The organism is Micromonospora inaquosa (genome assembly GCF_003857055.1).
Lineage (GTDB): Bacteria > Actinomycetota > Actinomycetes > Mycobacteriales > Micromonosporaceae > Micromonospora > Micromonospora inaquosa.
Genome location: NZ_QGSZ01000141.1, coordinates 1 through 16,282 on the forward strand (window position 1 = coordinate 1; position 16,282 = coordinate 16,282).

Below are 16,282 nucleotides of genomic sequence, written 5' to 3' on the forward strand. Positions count from 1 at the left end.
GAGGCGGAGGGCTTGAGCTATGTAGTCGAAGCCGGTGGCGACCGTGACCAGGACGGCGGCGGCCATGATCCAAGGGCCGACGGTGGCGAGCGCGGCCGGCATCGGCCAGAGGTACCAGGCGATGGCCAGGATCTGGAGCGCCGTCTTGACCTTGCCGCCTCGGCTGGCGGCGATCACGCCGTGCCGGATCACCCAGAACCGCAGCCCGGTGATACCCAGCTCGCGGACGAGGATCAGCGCGGTCACCCACCAGGGCAGTTGGTCGTACCAGGAGAGCAGCACCAGCGCCGCACCGGTGAGCGCCTTGTCGGCGATCGGGTCGGCCACCTTGCCGACCGAGGTGACCAGACCGAAGCGGCGGGCGATCCAGCCGTCCACCAGATCGGTCGCCGAGGCCACCGCGAAGATCAGGCAGGCCGCCATCCGCCAACCGGCGTGGGTCATCCCGGACATGATCACCGAGGCGGCGAAGACCGGCACCAGCACCAGCCGCAGGGCGGTCAGCGCGTTTGCCGCGTTGACGACGGGCACCACGGCCACCACCCGGCCGGGCGTCGACTCCGTCGCCCCGGTCACCGCCGCACTCCGCTCGGGCCGCCGTGGCGTTCCCGGCACCGCACCACCTGGGTCCCCCGCTCCGCTCGGGCCCGCCGTCACCGTGCCGCGCCGGGCGCCGCCGAGATCATCTCATCCGGCACAGCGAGCAGGTCCACCCCTTCGGTGCCGGTCACAGTTGCACGTACCAGATCGCCCGGGCGCAGCGCGGCCAGGTCGACCCCGCCCTCGACCGGGGCGACCAGGGTGGTGGAGCCGTCGACCTCCGGCGCCTGGTGGGCCGCCCGGCCCTCCACCACACCGTCCTCGATCGAGTCGACCAGCACCTCGACGGTCGAGCCGAGCCGATCCTCGGCCCGCTGCGAGCAGAGCTCGTCGGCGAGCGCGCTGAGCCGGTCGTAGCGCCGCTTGATCGTCGCGGCGGAGACCTTGCCGGGCAGGCCGGCGGCCTCGGTGCCGTCCTCGTCGCTGTAGTCGAACATGCCGATCGCGTCGAGCCGGGCCTCGGTCAGGAACCGGACCAGCTCGTCGACGTCGGCGCGGGTCTCGCCGGGGAAACCGACGATGAAGTTGCTCCGGGCACCCGCGTCCGGGGCCAGGGCGCGGGCACTGGCCAGCAGCTCCAGGAACCGGTCGGTCGAGCCGAAACGCCGCATCCGGCGCAGCACCGGCTCACTGGAGTGCTGGAACGACAGGTCGAAGTACGGTGCCACGCCCGGGGTGGTGGCGATCGCCTCGACCAGCCCCGGCCGGGTCTCAGCCGGCTGAAGGTAGCTGGCCCGCACCCGGACGATGCCGGTCACCGCGGCGAGCTGCGGCAGCAGCTTCTCCAGGGCGCGGGGGTCACCCAGGTCCTTGCCGTAGGAGGTGGAGTTCTCGCTGACCAGCACCAGCTCCCGTACGCCGGACTTGGCCAGCCACTCCGCCTCGGCGAGCAGCTCATCCGGGGTACGCGAGACGAAGGCCCCCCGGAAGGCCGGGATGGCGCAGAACGCGCAGCGGCGGTCGCAGCCGCTGGCCAGTTTCAGGGAGGCCACCGGGCCGGTGTCGAGCCGCCGGCGCAGCACCTGGCGCAGGTGTGCCGGGGTGTGCTCGTCGGTGTCGGTGGGGGTGCGGGTCACGGTGCCGTGGCCGGGCAGCGACACCCCGCTGTCGCGGCGCTGCACCGGAGTCAACGGGAGCAGCTCGCGTCGGTCCCGGGGGGTGTGCGCGGTGATCTGCTCGCCGGCGACGACGGCGTTCAATCGGGCGGCGATGTCCGGGTAGTCGTCGAAGCTCAGCACCGCCTGCGCCTCGGGCAGGCTGTCGGCCAGCTCCCGGCCGTACCGCTCGGCCATGCAGCCCGCGGCGACCACCTTGGCACCCGTTCCGGCGGCGGCGAGCAGGGTCTGGATCGAATCCTGCTTGGCCTTCTCCACGAAACCGCAGGTGTTGACCACCACCACGTCGGCGCCCTCGCCGTCGGTGGTCACCTGCCAGCCGTCGGCGTGCAGGCGGGCGGCCAGCTCCTCCGAGTCGACCTCGTTGCGGGCACAGCCCAGGGTCAGCAGGGCGACGCGACGGCCCTCGACGTGATCAGCGGGAGAAGGAGAGGTGGCAGACACCATCCGAGGGTACCGGGCCGGCCGGGTGAGCCCACGCACGCGGGCTGCGGAGATGGTCGACACCATTTCGGTAGGCCCCGCCCCGTCCGCCGGTCAGCGCGCCGCGGCGGCCACGCGGGTCAGCGCGTCGAGCAGGAAGACCTCGGTGCCGGCCAGGCCGGTGGAACAGAAGACGGAGAGCTGGTCCGCGCTGGTCCGACCGGGGACCGCGCCGGCCAGGATGCCGCCCAGGTCGCGCAACCGCCCGGCGTACGGGGGTGTGGCCGCGAGCATCGCCGGCTGGTAGTCGGCCGCCTGGGCCGGCGAGTCGGTGACCAGCAGGTCGGCGGTGTCCAGCAGGTCGGTGCCGAACTCGCTGCGGTCGCGTTGCTTGAAGCCGACCGCGTTGACGTGTGTGCCGGGGCTGAGGTCGGCGGCGCAGAGCACCGGGGTCGGGCTGGTGGTGGCCAGCACCACCAGGTCCCGCCCGGCGACGGCCGAGCCCGGGTCGGCCACCGCGCGGGCCGGCACGCCCAGTTCGCCACGGACCCGGGCGGCGAAGGCCTCCCGGCGTGCGGCGGACCGGCTGTACACCACCACCTCGCGCAACGGGCGGACCGCGGCGGCGGCCCAGACCTGGGTCCACGCCTGCCGGCCGGAGCCGATCACCCCGAGGGTGGCGGCGTCGGGCCGGGCCAGCGCGTCGACGGCGACACCCCCCAACCCGCCGGTACGACGGGAGCCCAGTTCCTCGCCGACCGCGACCGCCCGGATCGCCCCGGTCCGGGCGTCGTGCAGCACCACCAGTTGCTCGCCCTGCGGGTGGCCGAAGGTGTCGTACGAGCGGAAGCCGTACCACTCGTCGACGAGGTGCCCGGCGGTGAGCACCATCCGGCCGCCGCTCAGTGGTGCGGCGGCCCGGGGTGGCGCGATCAGGCGTCCCTCGTACGCGGCCAGGAGGGCGGCGCGCATGGCGTCGACCGTGGTGGCGGCGTCCAGCGCGGCGGCGACCTCGGGGTCGGCGTAGAGCATGGTCATGATGGCGATACTGCAAGTTGAAGTCAGGTAGAGGTCAATGGACCGTGGCGGTGGTCACCGCCACCCCGCTGGGGTCGGTGCTAGCGTCGGCATCGGCGGCCGGATGCTCGTGGCCGCTCCGGACGAGTGGTGGGCGTACCCGGTCAGGCCAAGACGCCCCGCGTGACGTGCAGACTCGACTCGTCCCGGCGCGGCAGCCCCGGGCCCTTCCCGGTGAGGTGAACGATGGCCTGGCTCGTGCTGGTGATCTCAGGACTGCTGGAGACGGCCTGGGCGATCGCCCTGGACCGCAGCGCCGGTTTCAGCCGGCTGGTCCCGTCCGTGCTGTTCGTGGTGACCCTGCTGCTGAGCATGGCCGGGCTGTCGTACGCGCTCCGGGACATCCCCGTCGGCACCGGCTACGCGGTCTGGGTCGGCATCGGCGCGGTCGGCACCGCGCTGGTCGGGATGCTGGCGCTCGGCGAGTCGGCGAGCCTCCCCCGGATCCTCTGCCTGCTGCTGGTGGTCGCGGGCGTGATCGGGTTGAAGATCTTCCACTGAGGCACCCGTCGGCAGGCGTGACGTACGCCCACAGTGGGTAGTGATCGATTCGTCACGACAGGCTCTCAACCGGAGGAAGACATGGCCGACATGCCGAGCACCGCCCGTCCCCGCAGCAGCGCCGCCCGCATCCTCACCATCGTGGGCTTCGTCTTCGCGGTCCTGGCCCTGCTACTCAACCCGATCATCTTCGGCGTGCTGGGCGTCATCGCTGGCGTCGTCGGCGCGGTGCTGGGTGACAAGCCGCTGGGTTGGTACGCCGCCGTCGCGAGCGTCGTCGCCGCGATCATCAGCCTGGTGATCATCGGTGCGTTGATCAACAACTGACCGCTTCCCCGTCACGGGCCCGCCGGATACCGGCGGGCCCGTCGTGCGTCCGGGGTCGGCTGTCGGTCAGTCCCCGTCGCCGCGCAGGCCGGCCAGGACCTCGTCCAGCTCGTCCGGCTTGACCAGCACGTCGCGCGCCTTCGACCCCTCGGACGGCCCGACCACTCCCCGGGTCTCCATCAGGTCCATCAGGCGACCGGCCTTGGCGAAACCCACCCGCAGCTTGCGCTGGAGCATCGAGGTCGAGCCGAACTGCGAGGTGACCACCAGCTCCACCGCCTGCACCAACAGGTCCAGGTCGTCGCCGATGTCCTCGTCGATCTTCTTCTTGCTCTCCTGCGCCGGGGCCAGCACGTCCTTGCGGAACTCCGGCTCCCGCTGGTCCTTGCAGAACTTCACCACGTCGGCGATCTCGCGCTCGGTGACCCAGGCGCCCTGGATGCGCACCGGCTTGGAGGCGCCCATCGGCAGGAAGAGCCCGTCACCACGGCCGAGCAGCTTCTCCGCGCCCGGCTGGTCGAGGATGACCCGGGAGTCCGCCAGGGACGAGGTGGCGAACGCCAGCCGGGACGGCACGTTCGCCTTGATCAGACCGGTCACCACGTCGACCGAGGGACGCTGGGTGGCCAGCACCAGGTGGATACCGGCGGCCCGGGCCAACTGGGTGATCCGGACGACCGAATCCTCCACGTCGCGCGGCGCGACCATCATCAGGTCGGCCAACTCATCCACGATCACCAACAGGTACGGGTACGGCCGCATCTCGCGTTCGCTGCCCGGCGGCGCCTTGATCTCGCCGTTGCGGACCTTGCGGTTGAAGTCGTCGATGTGCCGTACCCCGTTGGCGGCGAGGTCGTCGTAGCGCATGTCCATCTCGCGGACCACCCAGTCCAGCGAGTCGGCCGCCTTCTTGGCATTGGTCACGATCGGCGTGACCAGGTGCGGGATGCCCTCGTAGCCGGTCATCTCGACCCGCTTCGGGTCGATCAGCAGCAGCCGGACCTCGTCCGGGGTGGCCCGGGTGAGGATGGACACCAGCAGGGTGTTGAGGCAGCTCGACTTGCCCGCGCCGGTGGCGCCGGCGATCAGGATGTGCGGCATCTTCGCGAGGTTGGCCACCACGTAGCCGCCCTCGATGTCCTTACCGAGCGCCACCACCATCGGGTGGTGATCGCTGGTCGCCGCCCGCGAGCGCAGCACGTCGCCGAGAGCCACGTTCTCCGGGTCGGTGTTCGGGATCTCCACACCCACGGCGCTCTTGCCCGGGATCGGGCTGAGGATGCGGACGTCCGGCGACTTCACCGCGTACGCGATGTTGCGGGACAACTGGGTGATCCGCTCAACCTTGACGCCGTGGCCCAACTCCACCTCGTAACGGGTGACGGTCGGGCCACGGGTGAAGCCGGTGACCGCCGCGTCCACATCGAACTGGTCGAACACGCCGGTCAGCGCGGCGATCACCTCGTCGTTGGCCTTGCTGCGGGTCTTCGCGGCGGCCCCGGCACTGAGCATGTTGGCCGGTGGCAGGGTGTAGTCCCCGGCCAGCCCGGTCAACGCGAGCTGCTCGGCCCGGGTCGGGGCGGGCGAGTGCTCCGGCGGCTCAGCCGGCGGCTTGCGACTCGCCGGCACCTTCGCCGGAGACTTGCGCGGCAGCACCATGGTTTCCTGGAGGTCCGCGCCGTCCAGGTCCTCGAAGTCGTCCGGGTCCAGTGGTGGGGGCATCCGCTTCGCCGGCCGCTTACGGGCCGGCTTGGCGGCCGGCTCGTCCGCCTCCTCGCCCGCCTCCGGTGTGCCCACCAGCCCGCCGGCGAGCAGGCCCAGCCGCTCGGGAACCTTGTTGATCGGCGTGGCGGTCACCACGAGCAGGCCGAAGAGCAGCAGCAGAATGAGCAGCGGCACCGCCACCCAGGCGGTCACCGCCCGCTCCAACAACCCACCGACGCCCGCGCCGACCAGGCCGCCGGCGAAGTCACGTTGCAGGGGGTTGGCCGGGTCCTGGCCGATCTGGAGCAGCGCGGCGGTCGACACCAGCAGCGAACCCCAGCCGATCAGCCCTCGACCCCGGTGCGCCGGGTCGGCCGGCTGACGCATCAGCCGCCATGCCCCGATCATCAGCAGCACCGGTACGACCACCGAGATCGCGCCCAGGAACAGCCGGACCGTGTCGGCCAGTCGCGCCCCCACCGGCCCCGCTCCGGACAGCCAGAGCGCCACGGCGGAGAGCAGGGCGAGCCCGAACATCAGCAGCCCGGCACCGTCACGGCGGTGCTCCGGGTCGAGGTCACGGGCCGAGGCGGCCTGCCGGCCGGCGGCGCGCACGGCCCAGCCCATCCCGTGCGCCAGCCCCATCCACAGTGCGCCCACCGCACGGCCGACGTAGACCGCCGGGCCGGGCCGGGGCGGCGTGGTGCGACGTCGGACCGGAGCCCGCGTGGTCTTCTTCGCTGGCTGACGGGCACGACTGTTAGTGCCACCGCGCGGCGACGCGCCGCGCCGCCGGCTCGCTTGAGAGGTACGGCCCGCCATAGAGTCACGGTAACGGTGGGGCCGGGCAGAACCCCGCTTTTCCGGGTCGTGTCCGCGCGTCGTAACACGAACCCCGCCGCCGGTCGTGATATCCGCCTCAGAAGGGATGCCCCATGGCGTCGCCGGAAATCGCGGGCGATCCGGACGATCCGCTGGCCGGGCACCCTGGCGCACTGCGTCCGCTGACCGGCGAACTGGTCGCCGCGGTGCTCGCCGCCCGTGGCCGTTCCGTCGGCCTGACCCCGGACGGCGAGCTGGTGGGCCACTTCGACGACAACATGATCTGGTTCCTTCGCGTCGGCGGCGACGGGGAGCTGTTCCAGATCCGCACCATGGTCAATCCGACCTTCGGCATCGAACGGGTGCCCGACCTGTACGCGTTCTGCAACTCCTGGAACCACGACCGGCTCTGGCCGAAGGCGTTCGTGCACGTCGACGACGACGGTCGAGCCCGGGTGTACGGAGAGGTGATCACCGATCTGGAACGCGGAGTGACCCCCCATCAGCTCGACCAACTGCTCGACTGTGGCATCTCCGCCGGCTGCCAGCTGGCCGTGGCGGTCCGTCGACTGCCCGGCGCGGTGCCGTCGTGACCGGCCGGGACGAGTTCACCGGCAGTCGCACCGGCACACCGCCCACCGGCCCTGGTGACCGCCTCGCCCGGTTCCGGGTGCCAGCGTTGGAGGCGGCGCTCGCCGACGCCCGGGACCTCCCCGACGGCCCGGCCCGGCAGGTGGCCCTGGAACGGCTGGCCGAACGCGCCGACGCGGCCGGCGACGTGCGGTCCGGGATGGAGGCGCGGTTCGCGTTGATCGAGGCGTACCTGTTGCACGGGGAGCGGTGGCGGCTGGTCGAGCCGGTCCGGCGCTGCCGAGCCGCCGCCGACCATCGACCCGACCTGCTCACCGACCCGGAGGCCTGGCTGCTGCTGCGCTACCAGCGGTACGCGGTGGAGGCGCTGCTCGGCACCCCCCGGGTCGGGCTGGACCAGACCCGGTCTCTGCTGCACGACCTGGCCCACCGCGTCGGTGCGGACGGCCCGGACACACCGACCGTCGCGGAGCTGCACTGCCGGATCGCCGATCACCTGGGCGACGAGCCCACCGCCCGGCACTGGTACGAGCAATGGGCCGGAAAGCGGCCCGGTCCGGCCGGCGGCTGCCCGGGCTGCGCCTCGGCCCGGCGCGCCGAGCTGCTGGCCAGCTGGGGCGAGTGGACCGCCGCGCTCACCGAGCTCACCGAAGCCGACGGCGACGGCGATCGGCGATCCTGCACCGACCAGCCCGAACGGGACCTGGTCGCCGGTCTGCTGCCGGCACTGCGTACCGGCGAGCCGACGCGGGCGGCGGCGGCACACGTGCGGGCGTACCGCCGGCACCGACGCGAGCGGGCGGCATTCCCGCACCTCGCCGCGCACCTGCGGTTCTGCGCGCTGGGCGGGCACCTGGAACGCGGGCTGGCCATTCTGGCCGAGCAGCTACCCCGGTTGGACCAGCCGACCGACGATCTCGCCGCCATGGAGTTCGCCGCCGCCGGGGCACTGCTCTGCGCGCTGGCCGTCGAGGCGGGGCTGGGCGGGCAGACGATGCCCCGCCCGGCGTACGGCGAGCGGACGGCCACCGAGTTGGACGTGGCCACCCTCGGTGCGCTGCTGCTCGGGATGGCCGGCGAGTTGGCCGGCAGCTTCGACGCCCGCAACGGCACCGGGCACCACTCCGGACGGATGGCCGCCTGGTTGGCCGAGCGCCCACTCGCGGCACCGGTCCCCCTGCCCAGCGACGACACACCTGACGGACCCGACGAGCACGACGGGTTCGACGACGGGCTCGGGTTGGCGGAGCAGGAACTGGCGACACTGTCCGTCAAGATGATCACCGAGGTGCTGCACCGGCGCGGCGAGCAGTACCTCGTGCAGCAGGACGACACGGTGGTCGGTCGCTGGGGCAGCGCGGTGATCCAGTTCCGGCGGGCCGGTGAGCGCGGTGAGGTGCTGCACGCCCGCGTCATGGCCGCCCGCCGACTGCCGACGACCCGCCTCGCCGAGGCGTACGCCTTCTGCAACGCGTGGAACCACGACCGGCTGCTGCCCAAGGCGTACGCGCACCACCTCGGCGACGAGCTGGTGCTGGCCGGCGACGTGGCCACCGACCTGACGCACGGGGTGGCCCCGGCGCAGCTCATGGTGCTGGTGGACGCCGCCATCGCCACCGGCGTCGCGTACGCCGAGGCGGTCTCCGCGCTGCCCTGACCCCCCGGACGCGGCGACGCCGGCCCACCCCGTTCGGGTGGACCGGCGTCAGCGGGAGTCGCTCAGACCTCGACGACGGTGGGCACGATCATCGGCCGACGACGGTACTTGTCGTTGACCCACCGCCCCACGGTGCGCCGGACGATCTGCTGGAGCTGGTGCGGGTCGGTGATGCCGTCCGCCGCGGCCCGGTTGAGAGCCTCGGTGACCAGCGGCACCACCGGGTTGAACGCCTCCGGGTCCTCGGAGAAGCCCTTCGCGGAGAGCGTCGGGCCGGCGACCACCTTGCCGGTGACCGAGTCGACGACAACCGTGGTGGCGATGAAACCGCCGTCACCGAGGATCCGCCGTTCGGTGAGCAGCGACTCGCTGACATCACCGACGGCAAGGCCGTCCACGTAGACGTACCGGCTCTTCACGCGCCCGACCAGGCTGGCGCGGCCCTCGACCAGGTCGACCACGTCGCCGTCCTCGCAGAGCACCACCCGGTCGGCGGCGACCCCGGATTCGATGCCGAGCCGGGCGTGGGCGCGCAGGTGACGCCACTCGCCGTGCACGGGCATCAGGTTGCTGGGCCGGACCACGTTGAGCAGGTAGAGCAGTTCCCCGGCGGGGGCGTGCCCGGAGACGTGCACCTTGGCCACGTCCTTGTGCACGACCACCGCGCCGGCCCTCGCGAGCCGGTTGATCACCCGGTAGACCGAGGTCTCGTTGCCGGGCACCAGCGAGGAGGCCAGCACGACGGTGTCACCGGGGGCGATGGTGATGTGCCGGTGATCGCCGCTGGCCATCCGGCCCAGCGCGCTCATCGGCTCACCCTGGGAACCGGTGGACATCAACACGATCTGCTCCGGCGGCAGCGTGGTCGCCTCCTCGATCCCGATGACCAGCCCGGCCGGGATGTTGAGCAGGCCGAGGTCCCGGGCGATGCCCATGTTGCGGACCATGGACCGGCCGATCAGCGCGACCTTGCGGCCGTGCTCGGCGGCGGAGTCGAAGACCTGCTGCACGCGGTGCACGTGCGAGGCGAACGACGCCACGATGATCCGACCCGTGGCCTTCGCGAAGATCGAGTCGAGCACCGGCCCGATCTCCCGCTCCGGGGTGACGAAACCGGGGATCTCCGCGTTGGTGGAGTCGGACAGCAGCAGGTCGACGCCTTCGGCACCGAGCCGGGCGAAACCGGCCAGGTCGGTGATCCGACCGTCCAGGGGAAGCTGGTCCATCTTGAAGTCGCCGGTGTGCAGCACCAGGCCGGCGGGGGTGCGGATGGCCACCGCGAGGGCGTCCGGGATCGAGTGGTTGACAGCGAAGAACTCACACTCGAACGGGCCGAGCCGCTCGCGGCCACCCTCCCGCACGGTCAGCGTGTACGGCTGGATCCGCCGCTCGGCCAACTTCGCCTCGACCAGGGCGAGGGTGAACTGTGAGCCGACCAGCGGGATGTCGGGCTTGTGGGCGAGCAGGTACGGCACCGCGCCGATGTGGTCCTCGTGGCCGTGCGTCAGCACGATCGCCTGGACGTCGGCGAGCCGGTCCAGGATCGGGCCGAAGTCGGGCAGGATCAGGTCCACACCGGGCTGCTCGACGTCGGGGAAGAGCACCCCGCAGTCGACGATCAGCAACTTGCCGTCGAACTCGAAGACGGTCATGTTCCGGCCGATGGCGCCGAGCCCGCCGAGCGGGATGATCCGCAAGCCGCCCTCCGGCAGCGGCGGGGGTAGTTCCGCCTCGATGTGCGCCTCGGTCACGCGTCCACCTCGTTCTGCGACGCCGTTACTCGACGTCCATCGTTTCGTTCGTTCATTCGGGCAGCTCCAGGCCCGCTGCCGCGAAGTCCGCGCGCAGCTGGGCGATCTCGTCGTCGGTGGCGTCCACGAGCGGGGGTCGCACCGGGCCGGCCGGCAGGCCCAGCGATGCCAGGCCCGCCTTCACCAGGATCGCGCCCTGGGTACGGAAGATGCCGGTGAACAGCGGCAGCAGCCGCCGGTGCAGGGCCAGCGCGGCCGGCATGTCCCCCGCGTCGTACGCCTCGATCATCTGTGCGGTCAGCGCCCCGGTGAAGTGCGTCGAGGTGCCGACCACGCCCACGCTGCCGACGGCCAGCGCCGGCAGGGTGAGCGCGTCCTCGCCGCTGTAGAAGGCGAGGGTGGTCCGGCTGGTGACCCAGCTGGTGGCGGTCAGGTCGCCCTTGGCGTCCTTGACCGCGACGATCCGACCGTGCTCGGCGAGCCGGACCAGCGTCTCGGTGTCGATCGGCACGGCGGAGCGGTGCGGAATGTCGTACAGCATCACCGGCAGGCCGGTGGCGTCGGCCACCGCGGTGAAGTGGCGCAGCAACCCGCTCTGCGGCGGCTTGTTGTAGTACGGGGTGACCACCAGCAGGCCGTGCGCGCCCGCCTTCTCGGCGGCGGCGGCCAGCTCGATGGTGTGCCGGGTGTCGTTGGTGCCGACGCCCGTGACCACCTTGGCGCGGTCACCGACGGCCTCCACCACTGCCCGGATCAGGTGTTCCTTCTCCGCGTCGGTGGTGGTCGGCGACTCACCGGTGGTGCCGTTGACCACCAGCGCGTCGTTGCCCTGCTCGTCGACCAGGTGGCTGGCCAGCCGGGCGGCGCCGTCGAGATCGAGGGAACCGTCCGGGGTGAACGGGGTCACCATGGCTGTGAGAAGCCGGCCGAAAGGGCGGGACGCCGGGCGGGACGCGGCGTCGAGGTGGTCGTGCGTCATACCCTCCAACCTAGCGGACGACCAGCCGGGGCCCGCCGGGGAAGGGCTCAGGACGCCTCGTGCGGGCTGGCCGCCACTTCGGTGCCGTCCGGCAGCGTGGAGATCACGAAGTCGGCGAACACGTTCGGGGCGACACCCTGCAACTGGCGCAGGCACTCCACGGCCAGCTCACGGATCTCCACATCGGCATGCTCGGTGGCCCGCATCGCGATGAAGTGCCGCCAGGCCCGGTAGTTGCCGGAGACCACGATCCGGGTCTCGGTGGCGTTGGGCAGCACCGCCCGGGCCGCCTGCCGGGCCTGCTTGCGGCGCAGCGTCGGGTTCGGCTCGTCGGTGAAGCGCTGCTCCAGGCCCTCCAGCAACTCGGTGTACGCCCGAACGCTCGCCTCGGCCGCCTCCACGAACTTCTTGTGCAACTCCGGGTCGTCGGCGATGACCGCCGGCTCGACCATGGCCGCGTCCCGCTCCGGGACGTAGCGCTGGGACAGCTGGGAGTACGAGAAGTGCCGGTGCCGGATCAGCTCGTGGGTGAAGGAGCGGGACACCCCGGTGAAGTAGAAGGTCACCGAGCCGTGCTCCAGCACCGACAGGTGCCCGACCTCGAGGATGTGCGCCAGGTAGCCGGCGTTGGTGGCGGTCGCCGGGTTCGGCTTCTTCCACGACTGGTAGCAGGCCCGGCCGGCGAACTCGGCGAGCGCCTGGCCACCCTCCGCGTCGGTCGACCACGGCACGTCGTCCGGGGCCGCGAATTGGGTCCACGCGATCAACTTGACCTGGGGCTGCACCATGTCCGGCATTCCTGGGACTCTAGTGGTGCGGTGCCGGCCGGCCCAACTCAGGCGCGCCCCGTGCAATGTCGATCACTCGGGCAGGGCACAGCCCGCCGTTCCGGGCGGTGTCCGGCTGCCCACGGGGTGGTCAACTCGGGTTCCTGAAAGTCGGGGTGTCCGGGTCGGGTGGATGACCCCGTTTCCTGCATATCGAGTCGATCATGGGGTGGCGGGCGACGGCAGCTCGGGCGAGGACGCGGTCAGACGTAGAGCGAGCTGAACGGCGCCCAGGGCAGGTTGCGGAGCACCGAGAAGGCCAGCCACGCGGCCAGGAAACCACCGATGACCTTCGAACTGATCCGCAGCTCGGGCAGTCGCCAACCGAACGCCTGGCTTCCCGCCCACGCGACGAAGAGGTACGCGAGGAACGGCAACGCGAAGATGAAGAGGAAGTGGTGCCGCGCGGCGGCCGGCAGGTCGCCGTGCAGCACGTACCAGAGTGCGCGGGTGCCACCACAGCCCGGGCAGTCCAGCCCGGTGGTCAACTTGAGCAGACAGGTGGGCGAAGCATCCGCGTCGGCGTGGGTCGGATTGCTGAGCAGCGCGTAGCTCATGCCGACGGCGACGCAGCCGAGCGCGGCCAGCGGCACAACCCAGCGCGGAGACCGTTCGTAGAACCGCAGCACGAACCGGGTGATCCGATCCGGCTCAGGCGCCGAGTAGCCAACCGCCGAAGTCGTCGGCCAACCCTCCGGACCCGCACCGCCGGGACCGAAGCCCTCAGGACCCGCGCCGCCGGGACCGAAGCCGCCTGGACCCGCACCGCCCGGACCGAAGCCCTCAGGACCCGCACCGTCGGCCGGCGCCAGGTGGACCGCCCCGGGGGCGGGCTGCGGTTGGTCGGCCGATCCGGGAACGCTCGTCACGCGCTCACGGTACACCGGACACGCCGGCCAACGCGGCGGTGAGCGGACCGGCCAGGTCGCCGGCCACGGGCGGTGCCACCGCGTCCAGGCCGAGCCAGCCGGCCAGCCGGTACAGCTCGGCGGCGAGCGCCACCGCGGTCTCCCCCGGGTCAGCGCCGGGTTCGAGCCAGGCGGCCGGCACCAGCAGCACCCCCGCCTTGCGGTCGGCCTTGAGGTCGACCCGGGCGGTGAACCGGTCGCCCTGCAGGAACGGCAACACGTAGTAGCCGTAGACCCGCTGTGGCGCCGGGACGTAGATCTCGATCCGGTAGCTGAAGTCGAACAGCCGCTCGGTGCGGGCACGTTCCCAGATCAACGGATCGAAGGGGCTGACCAGCGTGTTTCCCCGCACCCACCGGGGCAACCGGGCGGACGTGTGCAGCCACGCCGGCTGTCGCCAGCCGGCCACGGTGACCGGCACCAGCTCACCGGCCTCGGCCAACTCCGCGACGGCCTGCCGGGCGCCGGCCAGCGGCAACCGGAAGTAGTCGCGTAGCTCCGGCTCGGCGGCCACCCCGAGCGACCGCGCGGCGAGGGCCATCAGCGTGCGGTACGCCTCGGCGTCGCTCGGCGTCGGCGCGGCCAGCACCGCCGCGGGCAGCACCCGCTCGGGCAGGTCGTAGCGGCGGGCGAACGAGGTGCTGCGCTCGGCGGCGGTCACCTCCCCGGCCCAGAACAGGAACTCCAACGCCCGCTTGACCGCCGACCAGTTCCACCCCCAGTTGCCGGTCTCCCGGGGTGCGTCGTGCTCGATCTCGGCGGCGGTCAGCGGGCCTCGGGCGGCCACCTCGTCGCGGACCCAGGCGACCAACTCCGGCTGCTCCTGGGCGATCCGTCGCATGCCGCCCCAGGATTCGCTGTGCGCGCGGGCCATCCGCCAGCGCAGCAACGGGTGCAACTCGACCGGGACCAGCGAAGCCTCGTGGCCCCAGTATTCGAACAACTCCCGTGGGCGCCGGTAGGCGGCCTGGTCGAGCAACGTGGTCGGGTACGGCCCGAGTCGGCTGTAGAGCGGCAGGTAGTGCGCGCGTTGCAGCACGTTGACCGAGTCCATCTGGATCAGCCCGACCCGGCCCAGCACGCGCCGCAGGTGCCGACGGGTGGGCACGCCCGTCGGCGCCGGGTCGGCGAAGCCCTGGGCGGCGAGCGCTACACGCCGGGCCTGGGCGAGCGAGAGTGATTCCGGTGTGGTCATCGTCGGCGACCTTAATTCATCGGTACGACGCCGGTGCGGGAAGCTGGACGTGACGACCAACGAGGCATAGAACGGTGCAATGCTGACCATCCGTCGGGAGGAGCCGGACGACGCCGAGGCGGTCGCCCGGGTGCACGTGCACGGCTGGCAGGCGGGCTATGCCGGCTTCATGCCGGACGAGGTGCTCGGGCGGCTCAACGTGGTCGCCTGGGCGCAACGTCGTCGCGACGTCGGCACCGCCGATCCGGAGCACCCGTTCACCACCCTGCTCGGCGAGGTGGACGGGTTGGTGGTGGGCTTCACCACCTTCGGGCCGTACCGCCGCAACCAGGACCGCGACGACCTGGACCCGACGGTCGGCGAGGTGGTGGCGCTCTACGTGGAGCCGGCCCGCTGGGGCGACGGGACCGCCGCCGCGTTGCTGGACGCCGCCCGGAGCGGGCTCACCGAACGCGGCTGGGCCGGGTACCGGGCGTGGGTGCTGGCGGACAACCGGCGGGCCCGTCGGTTCTGCGAACGGGCCGGCCTCTCACCGGACGGTGAGCGGTCGACCTATCAGGTGCCGCTGGCCGGCGGGGGCCCGCCGGTCGGGCTGGTCGAGCTGCGGTACGCCGGACGCCTCGACCGCTGAACCGCGCGGCGTCAGCCACCGGCGGATCGGCAGGAAGGCCAGCAGCGCCAGGCTGATCCACACGTAGGCGTTGCTGCCCAGGAAGCCGTCGACGCCGGTGAAGTCCTTCTCCCAGAACCAGACGGTCCGGCTGATCAGCAGCACGTACCCGATGGTCGCGGCGACCAGCAGGACCTGCCGTCGGCGGCCGGCCGGCGCGGCCATCGCGTTGTCGACCAAAAGGATCAACGCGGGCAGCAGCCAGACCAGGTGATGCACCCAGGTGACCGGGCTGACCAGGCACATCACCGCACCGGTCAGTGCCAGACCGGTCGCCTCGTCGCCGGCCGCGACGGCGGCCCGGGACCGCCAGGCCCAGAGTGCCAGGGTGCCGAGCACCAGCAGCAGCCACAGCAGGGTGCTCGGGTGCTCCGGGTCGAGCCGGGCGACCACCCCGCGCAGCGACTGGTTGGAGACGAACGCCAACTCACCCACCCGCCCGGTGTTCCACAGCGCCTCGGTCCAGAACTCCCGCGACGCGTCCGGGAAGAGCGCGGCGGCCAGCAACGACACCCCGGCGGCCGTGCCGCTGGCGGTGAGCGCCGCCCGCCAACGCCCGGTCACCAGCAGGTAGACGATGAACACGCCCGGGGTCAGTTTGATCGCCGTGGCGAGGCCGATGCCGACCCCGGTCCACCGGTTGCCGGCCGGCAGCAGCCGCAACAGGTCCACCGCCACCAGGAAGAGCAGCAGCGTGTTGACCTGGCCGAAGTTGACCGTCTCCCGCAACGGCTCGAACGCGGCGGCCAGGCAGAGCGCCACGGCGAGGGCGAACCAGCGGGTCCAGCCGGCGCGGCGGGCGATCGGGTCGACCAGCCACCAGATCAGCACCGTGGTGGTCGCCACGCTGGCGAGCACGCTCACCACGATCACGGCCGACCACGGCAGGTACGCCATCGGCAGCATGACCAGTGCCGCGAACGGCGGATAGGTGAAGCCGTACTGGGTGCCCGGCTTGAGGTAGTCGTAGATCTCCCCGCCGTCGTGCACCCACCAGGTCAACGCGCCGTAGTAGACCTTCAGGTCGAAGAACCCGTGCCGGACGGCCGCGACGGCGAGGAACCCGGTGACCGCCGCAGCGAGCACCACCACCCCGACGACCTGCGCGGTTGTCCTGTTGGCACCCTGCGCCACC

At 72.1% G+C, this 16,282-nt stretch carries 15 protein-coding genes and 1 riboswitch; of the genes, 5 read left to right on the forward strand and 10 right to left on the reverse strand.

What is annotated here, in order from left to right; genetic code table 11:
- The 3 genes from pgsA to DLJ59_RS05440 all read right to left on the reverse strand — a co-directional run.
- The coding region (gene pgsA, locus DLJ59_RS05430) for a CDP-diacylglycerol--glycerol-3-phosphate 3-phosphatidyltransferase (protein WP_124771407.1) at positions 1–576 on the reverse strand (576 nt) is incomplete at its 3' end.
- Between the two features lie 77 nt (positions 577–653).
- Complete coding sequence (gene rimO / locus DLJ59_RS05435) at positions 654–2,162, reverse strand: 30S ribosomal protein S12 methylthiotransferase RimO (RefSeq protein ID WP_124771408.1); 1,509 nt, start codon at positions 2,160–2,162, stop codon at positions 654–656.
- Positions 2,163–2,252: 90 nt separating this feature from the next.
- Positions 2,253–3,176 carry an ornithine cyclodeaminase family protein gene (locus DLJ59_RS05440; protein WP_124771409.1) on the reverse strand — a complete coding sequence of 308 codons (924 nt, stop codon included), beginning with the start codon at positions 3,174–3,176 and terminating at the stop codon, positions 2,253–2,255.
- Positions 3,177–3,268: 92 nt separating this feature from the next.
- Positions 3,269–3,339, forward strand: a riboswitch (guanidine-III (ykkC-III) riboswitch).
- A 62-nt stretch (positions 3,340–3,401) separates the two neighbouring features.
- Here DLJ59_RS05440 and sugE point away from each other — a divergent pair.
- A complete protein-coding gene (sugE, locus tag DLJ59_RS05445; RefSeq protein WP_124771410.1) occupies positions 3,402–3,716 on the forward strand; it encodes a quaternary ammonium compound efflux SMR transporter SugE in 315 nt (104 codons plus the stop codon).
- A gap of 81 nt (positions 3,717–3,797) precedes the next feature.
- Positions 3,798–4,043 carry a hypothetical protein gene (locus DLJ59_RS05450; RefSeq protein WP_124771411.1) on the forward strand — a complete coding sequence of 82 codons (246 nt, stop codon included), beginning with the start codon at positions 3,798–3,800 and terminating at the stop codon, positions 4,041–4,043.
- 66 nt (positions 4,044–4,109) lie between these two features.
- On the opposite strand, the gene DLJ59_RS05455 is transcribed toward DLJ59_RS05450, so the two are convergent.
- Positions 4,110–6,569 (reverse strand): DNA translocase FtsK, encoded by a 2,460-nt coding sequence (locus DLJ59_RS05455; protein ID WP_124771412.1) that lies wholly within the window; start codon positions 6,567–6,569, stop codon positions 4,110–4,112.
- A gap of 113 nt (positions 6,570–6,682) precedes the next feature.
- Here DLJ59_RS05455 and DLJ59_RS05460 point away from each other — a divergent pair, with 113 nt between their 5' ends.
- Together DLJ59_RS05460 and DLJ59_RS05465 are read left to right on the forward strand one after the other, a co-directional pair.
- Entirely contained in the window at positions 6,683–7,162 is a 480-nt protein-coding gene (locus DLJ59_RS05460; protein WP_124771413.1) for a type III secretion system chaperone family protein, read from the forward strand.
- Between the two features lie 77 nt (positions 7,163–7,239).
- Positions 7,240–8,817, forward strand: coding sequence for a type III secretion system chaperone family protein (locus DLJ59_RS05465; RefSeq protein WP_244235836.1), 1,578 nt, complete (start codon positions 7,240–7,242; stop codon positions 8,815–8,817).
- 62 nt (positions 8,818–8,879) lie between these two features.
- Here DLJ59_RS05465 and DLJ59_RS05470 read toward each other — a convergent pair whose 3' ends face one another.
- The 5 genes from DLJ59_RS05470 to DLJ59_RS05490 all read right to left on the reverse strand — a co-directional run bounded on the left by DLJ59_RS05470 (position 8,880) and on the right by DLJ59_RS05490 (position 14,477).
- Positions 8,880–10,568: a ribonuclease J gene (locus tag DLJ59_RS05470; protein ID WP_124771415.1), complete on the reverse strand. Its 1,689-nt coding sequence runs from the start codon at positions 10,566–10,568 to the stop codon at positions 8,880–8,882.
- A gap of 52 nt (positions 10,569–10,620) precedes the next feature.
- A complete protein-coding gene (dapA, locus tag DLJ59_RS05475; RefSeq protein ID WP_124771416.1) occupies positions 10,621–11,547 on the reverse strand; it encodes a 4-hydroxy-tetrahydrodipicolinate synthase in 927 nt (308 codons plus the stop codon).
- Positions 11,548–11,594: 47 nt separating this feature from the next.
- A complete protein-coding gene (thyX, locus tag DLJ59_RS05480) occupies positions 11,595–12,335 on the reverse strand; it encodes an FAD-dependent thymidylate synthase (protein ID WP_124771434.1) in 741 nt (246 codons plus the stop codon).
- A gap of 242 nt (positions 12,336–12,577) precedes the next feature.
- Positions 12,578–13,186, reverse strand: coding sequence for a DUF2752 domain-containing protein (locus tag DLJ59_RS05485; RefSeq protein WP_124771435.1), 609 nt, complete (start codon positions 13,184–13,186; stop codon positions 12,578–12,580).
- Positions 13,187–13,247: 61 nt separating this feature from the next.
- Positions 13,248–14,477, reverse strand: a complete 1,230-nt coding sequence (locus DLJ59_RS05490; RefSeq protein ID WP_124771417.1) for a winged helix-turn-helix domain-containing protein — start codon at positions 14,475–14,477, stop codon at positions 13,248–13,250.
- A gap of 79 nt (positions 14,478–14,556) precedes the next feature.
- Between DLJ59_RS05490 and DLJ59_RS05495 the strand changes: the two genes are divergently transcribed.
- Complete coding sequence (locus DLJ59_RS05495; protein WP_124771418.1) at positions 14,557–15,108, forward strand: GNAT family N-acetyltransferase; 552 nt, start codon at positions 14,557–14,559, stop codon at positions 15,106–15,108.
- Here DLJ59_RS05495 and DLJ59_RS05500 read toward each other — a convergent pair.
- The gene (locus tag DLJ59_RS05500; protein ID WP_124771419.1) at positions 15,007–16,281 is read right to left on the reverse strand and encodes a glycosyltransferase 87 family protein; all 1,275 of its coding nucleotides are present in this window, start codon (positions 16,279–16,281) and stop codon (positions 15,007–15,009) included. The two genes, DLJ59_RS05495 and DLJ59_RS05500, sit on opposite strands and share 102 nt — an antisense overlap.
- Position 16,282: the final 1 nt, after the last annotated feature.

Excerpts from the sequence above, each read along its gene's own strand:
- DLJ59_RS05460 (WP_124771413.1), top strand. The coding sequence starts at position 6,683 with ATGGCGTCGCCGGAAATCGCGGGCGATCCGGACGATCCGCTGGCCGGG.
- sugE (WP_124771410.1), top strand. The coding sequence starts at position 3,402 with ATGGCCTGGCTCGTGCTGGTGATCTCAGGACTGCTGGAGACGGCCTGG.
- DLJ59_RS05450 (WP_124771411.1), top strand. The coding sequence starts at position 3,798 with ATGGCCGACATGCCGAGCACCGCCCGTCCCCGCAGCAGCGCCGCCCGC.
- dapA (WP_124771416.1), bottom strand. The coding sequence starts at position 11,547 with ATGACGCACGACCACCTCGACGCCGCGTCCCGCCCGGCGTCCCGCCCT.
- DLJ59_RS05455 (WP_124771412.1), bottom strand. The coding sequence starts at position 6,569 with ATGGCGGGCCGTACCTCTCAAGCGAGCCGGCGGCGCGGCGCGTCGCCG.
- DLJ59_RS05440 (WP_124771409.1), bottom strand. The coding sequence starts at position 3,176 with ATGACCATGCTCTACGCCGACCCCGAGGTCGCCGCCGCGCTGGACGCC.
- rimO (WP_124771408.1), bottom strand. The coding sequence starts at position 2,162 with ATGGTGTCTGCCACCTCTCCTTCTCCCGCTGATCACGTCGAGGGCCGT.
- DLJ59_RS05490 (WP_124771417.1), bottom strand. The coding sequence starts at position 14,477 with ATGACCACACCGGAATCACTCTCGCTCGCCCAGGCCCGGCGTGTAGCG.
- thyX (WP_124771434.1), bottom strand. The coding sequence starts at position 12,335 with ATGGTGCAGCCCCAGGTCAAGTTGATCGCGTGGACCCAATTCGCGGCC.
- DLJ59_RS05495 (WP_124771418.1), top strand. The coding sequence starts at position 14,557 with ATGCTGACCATCCGTCGGGAGGAGCCGGACGACGCCGAGGCGGTCGCC.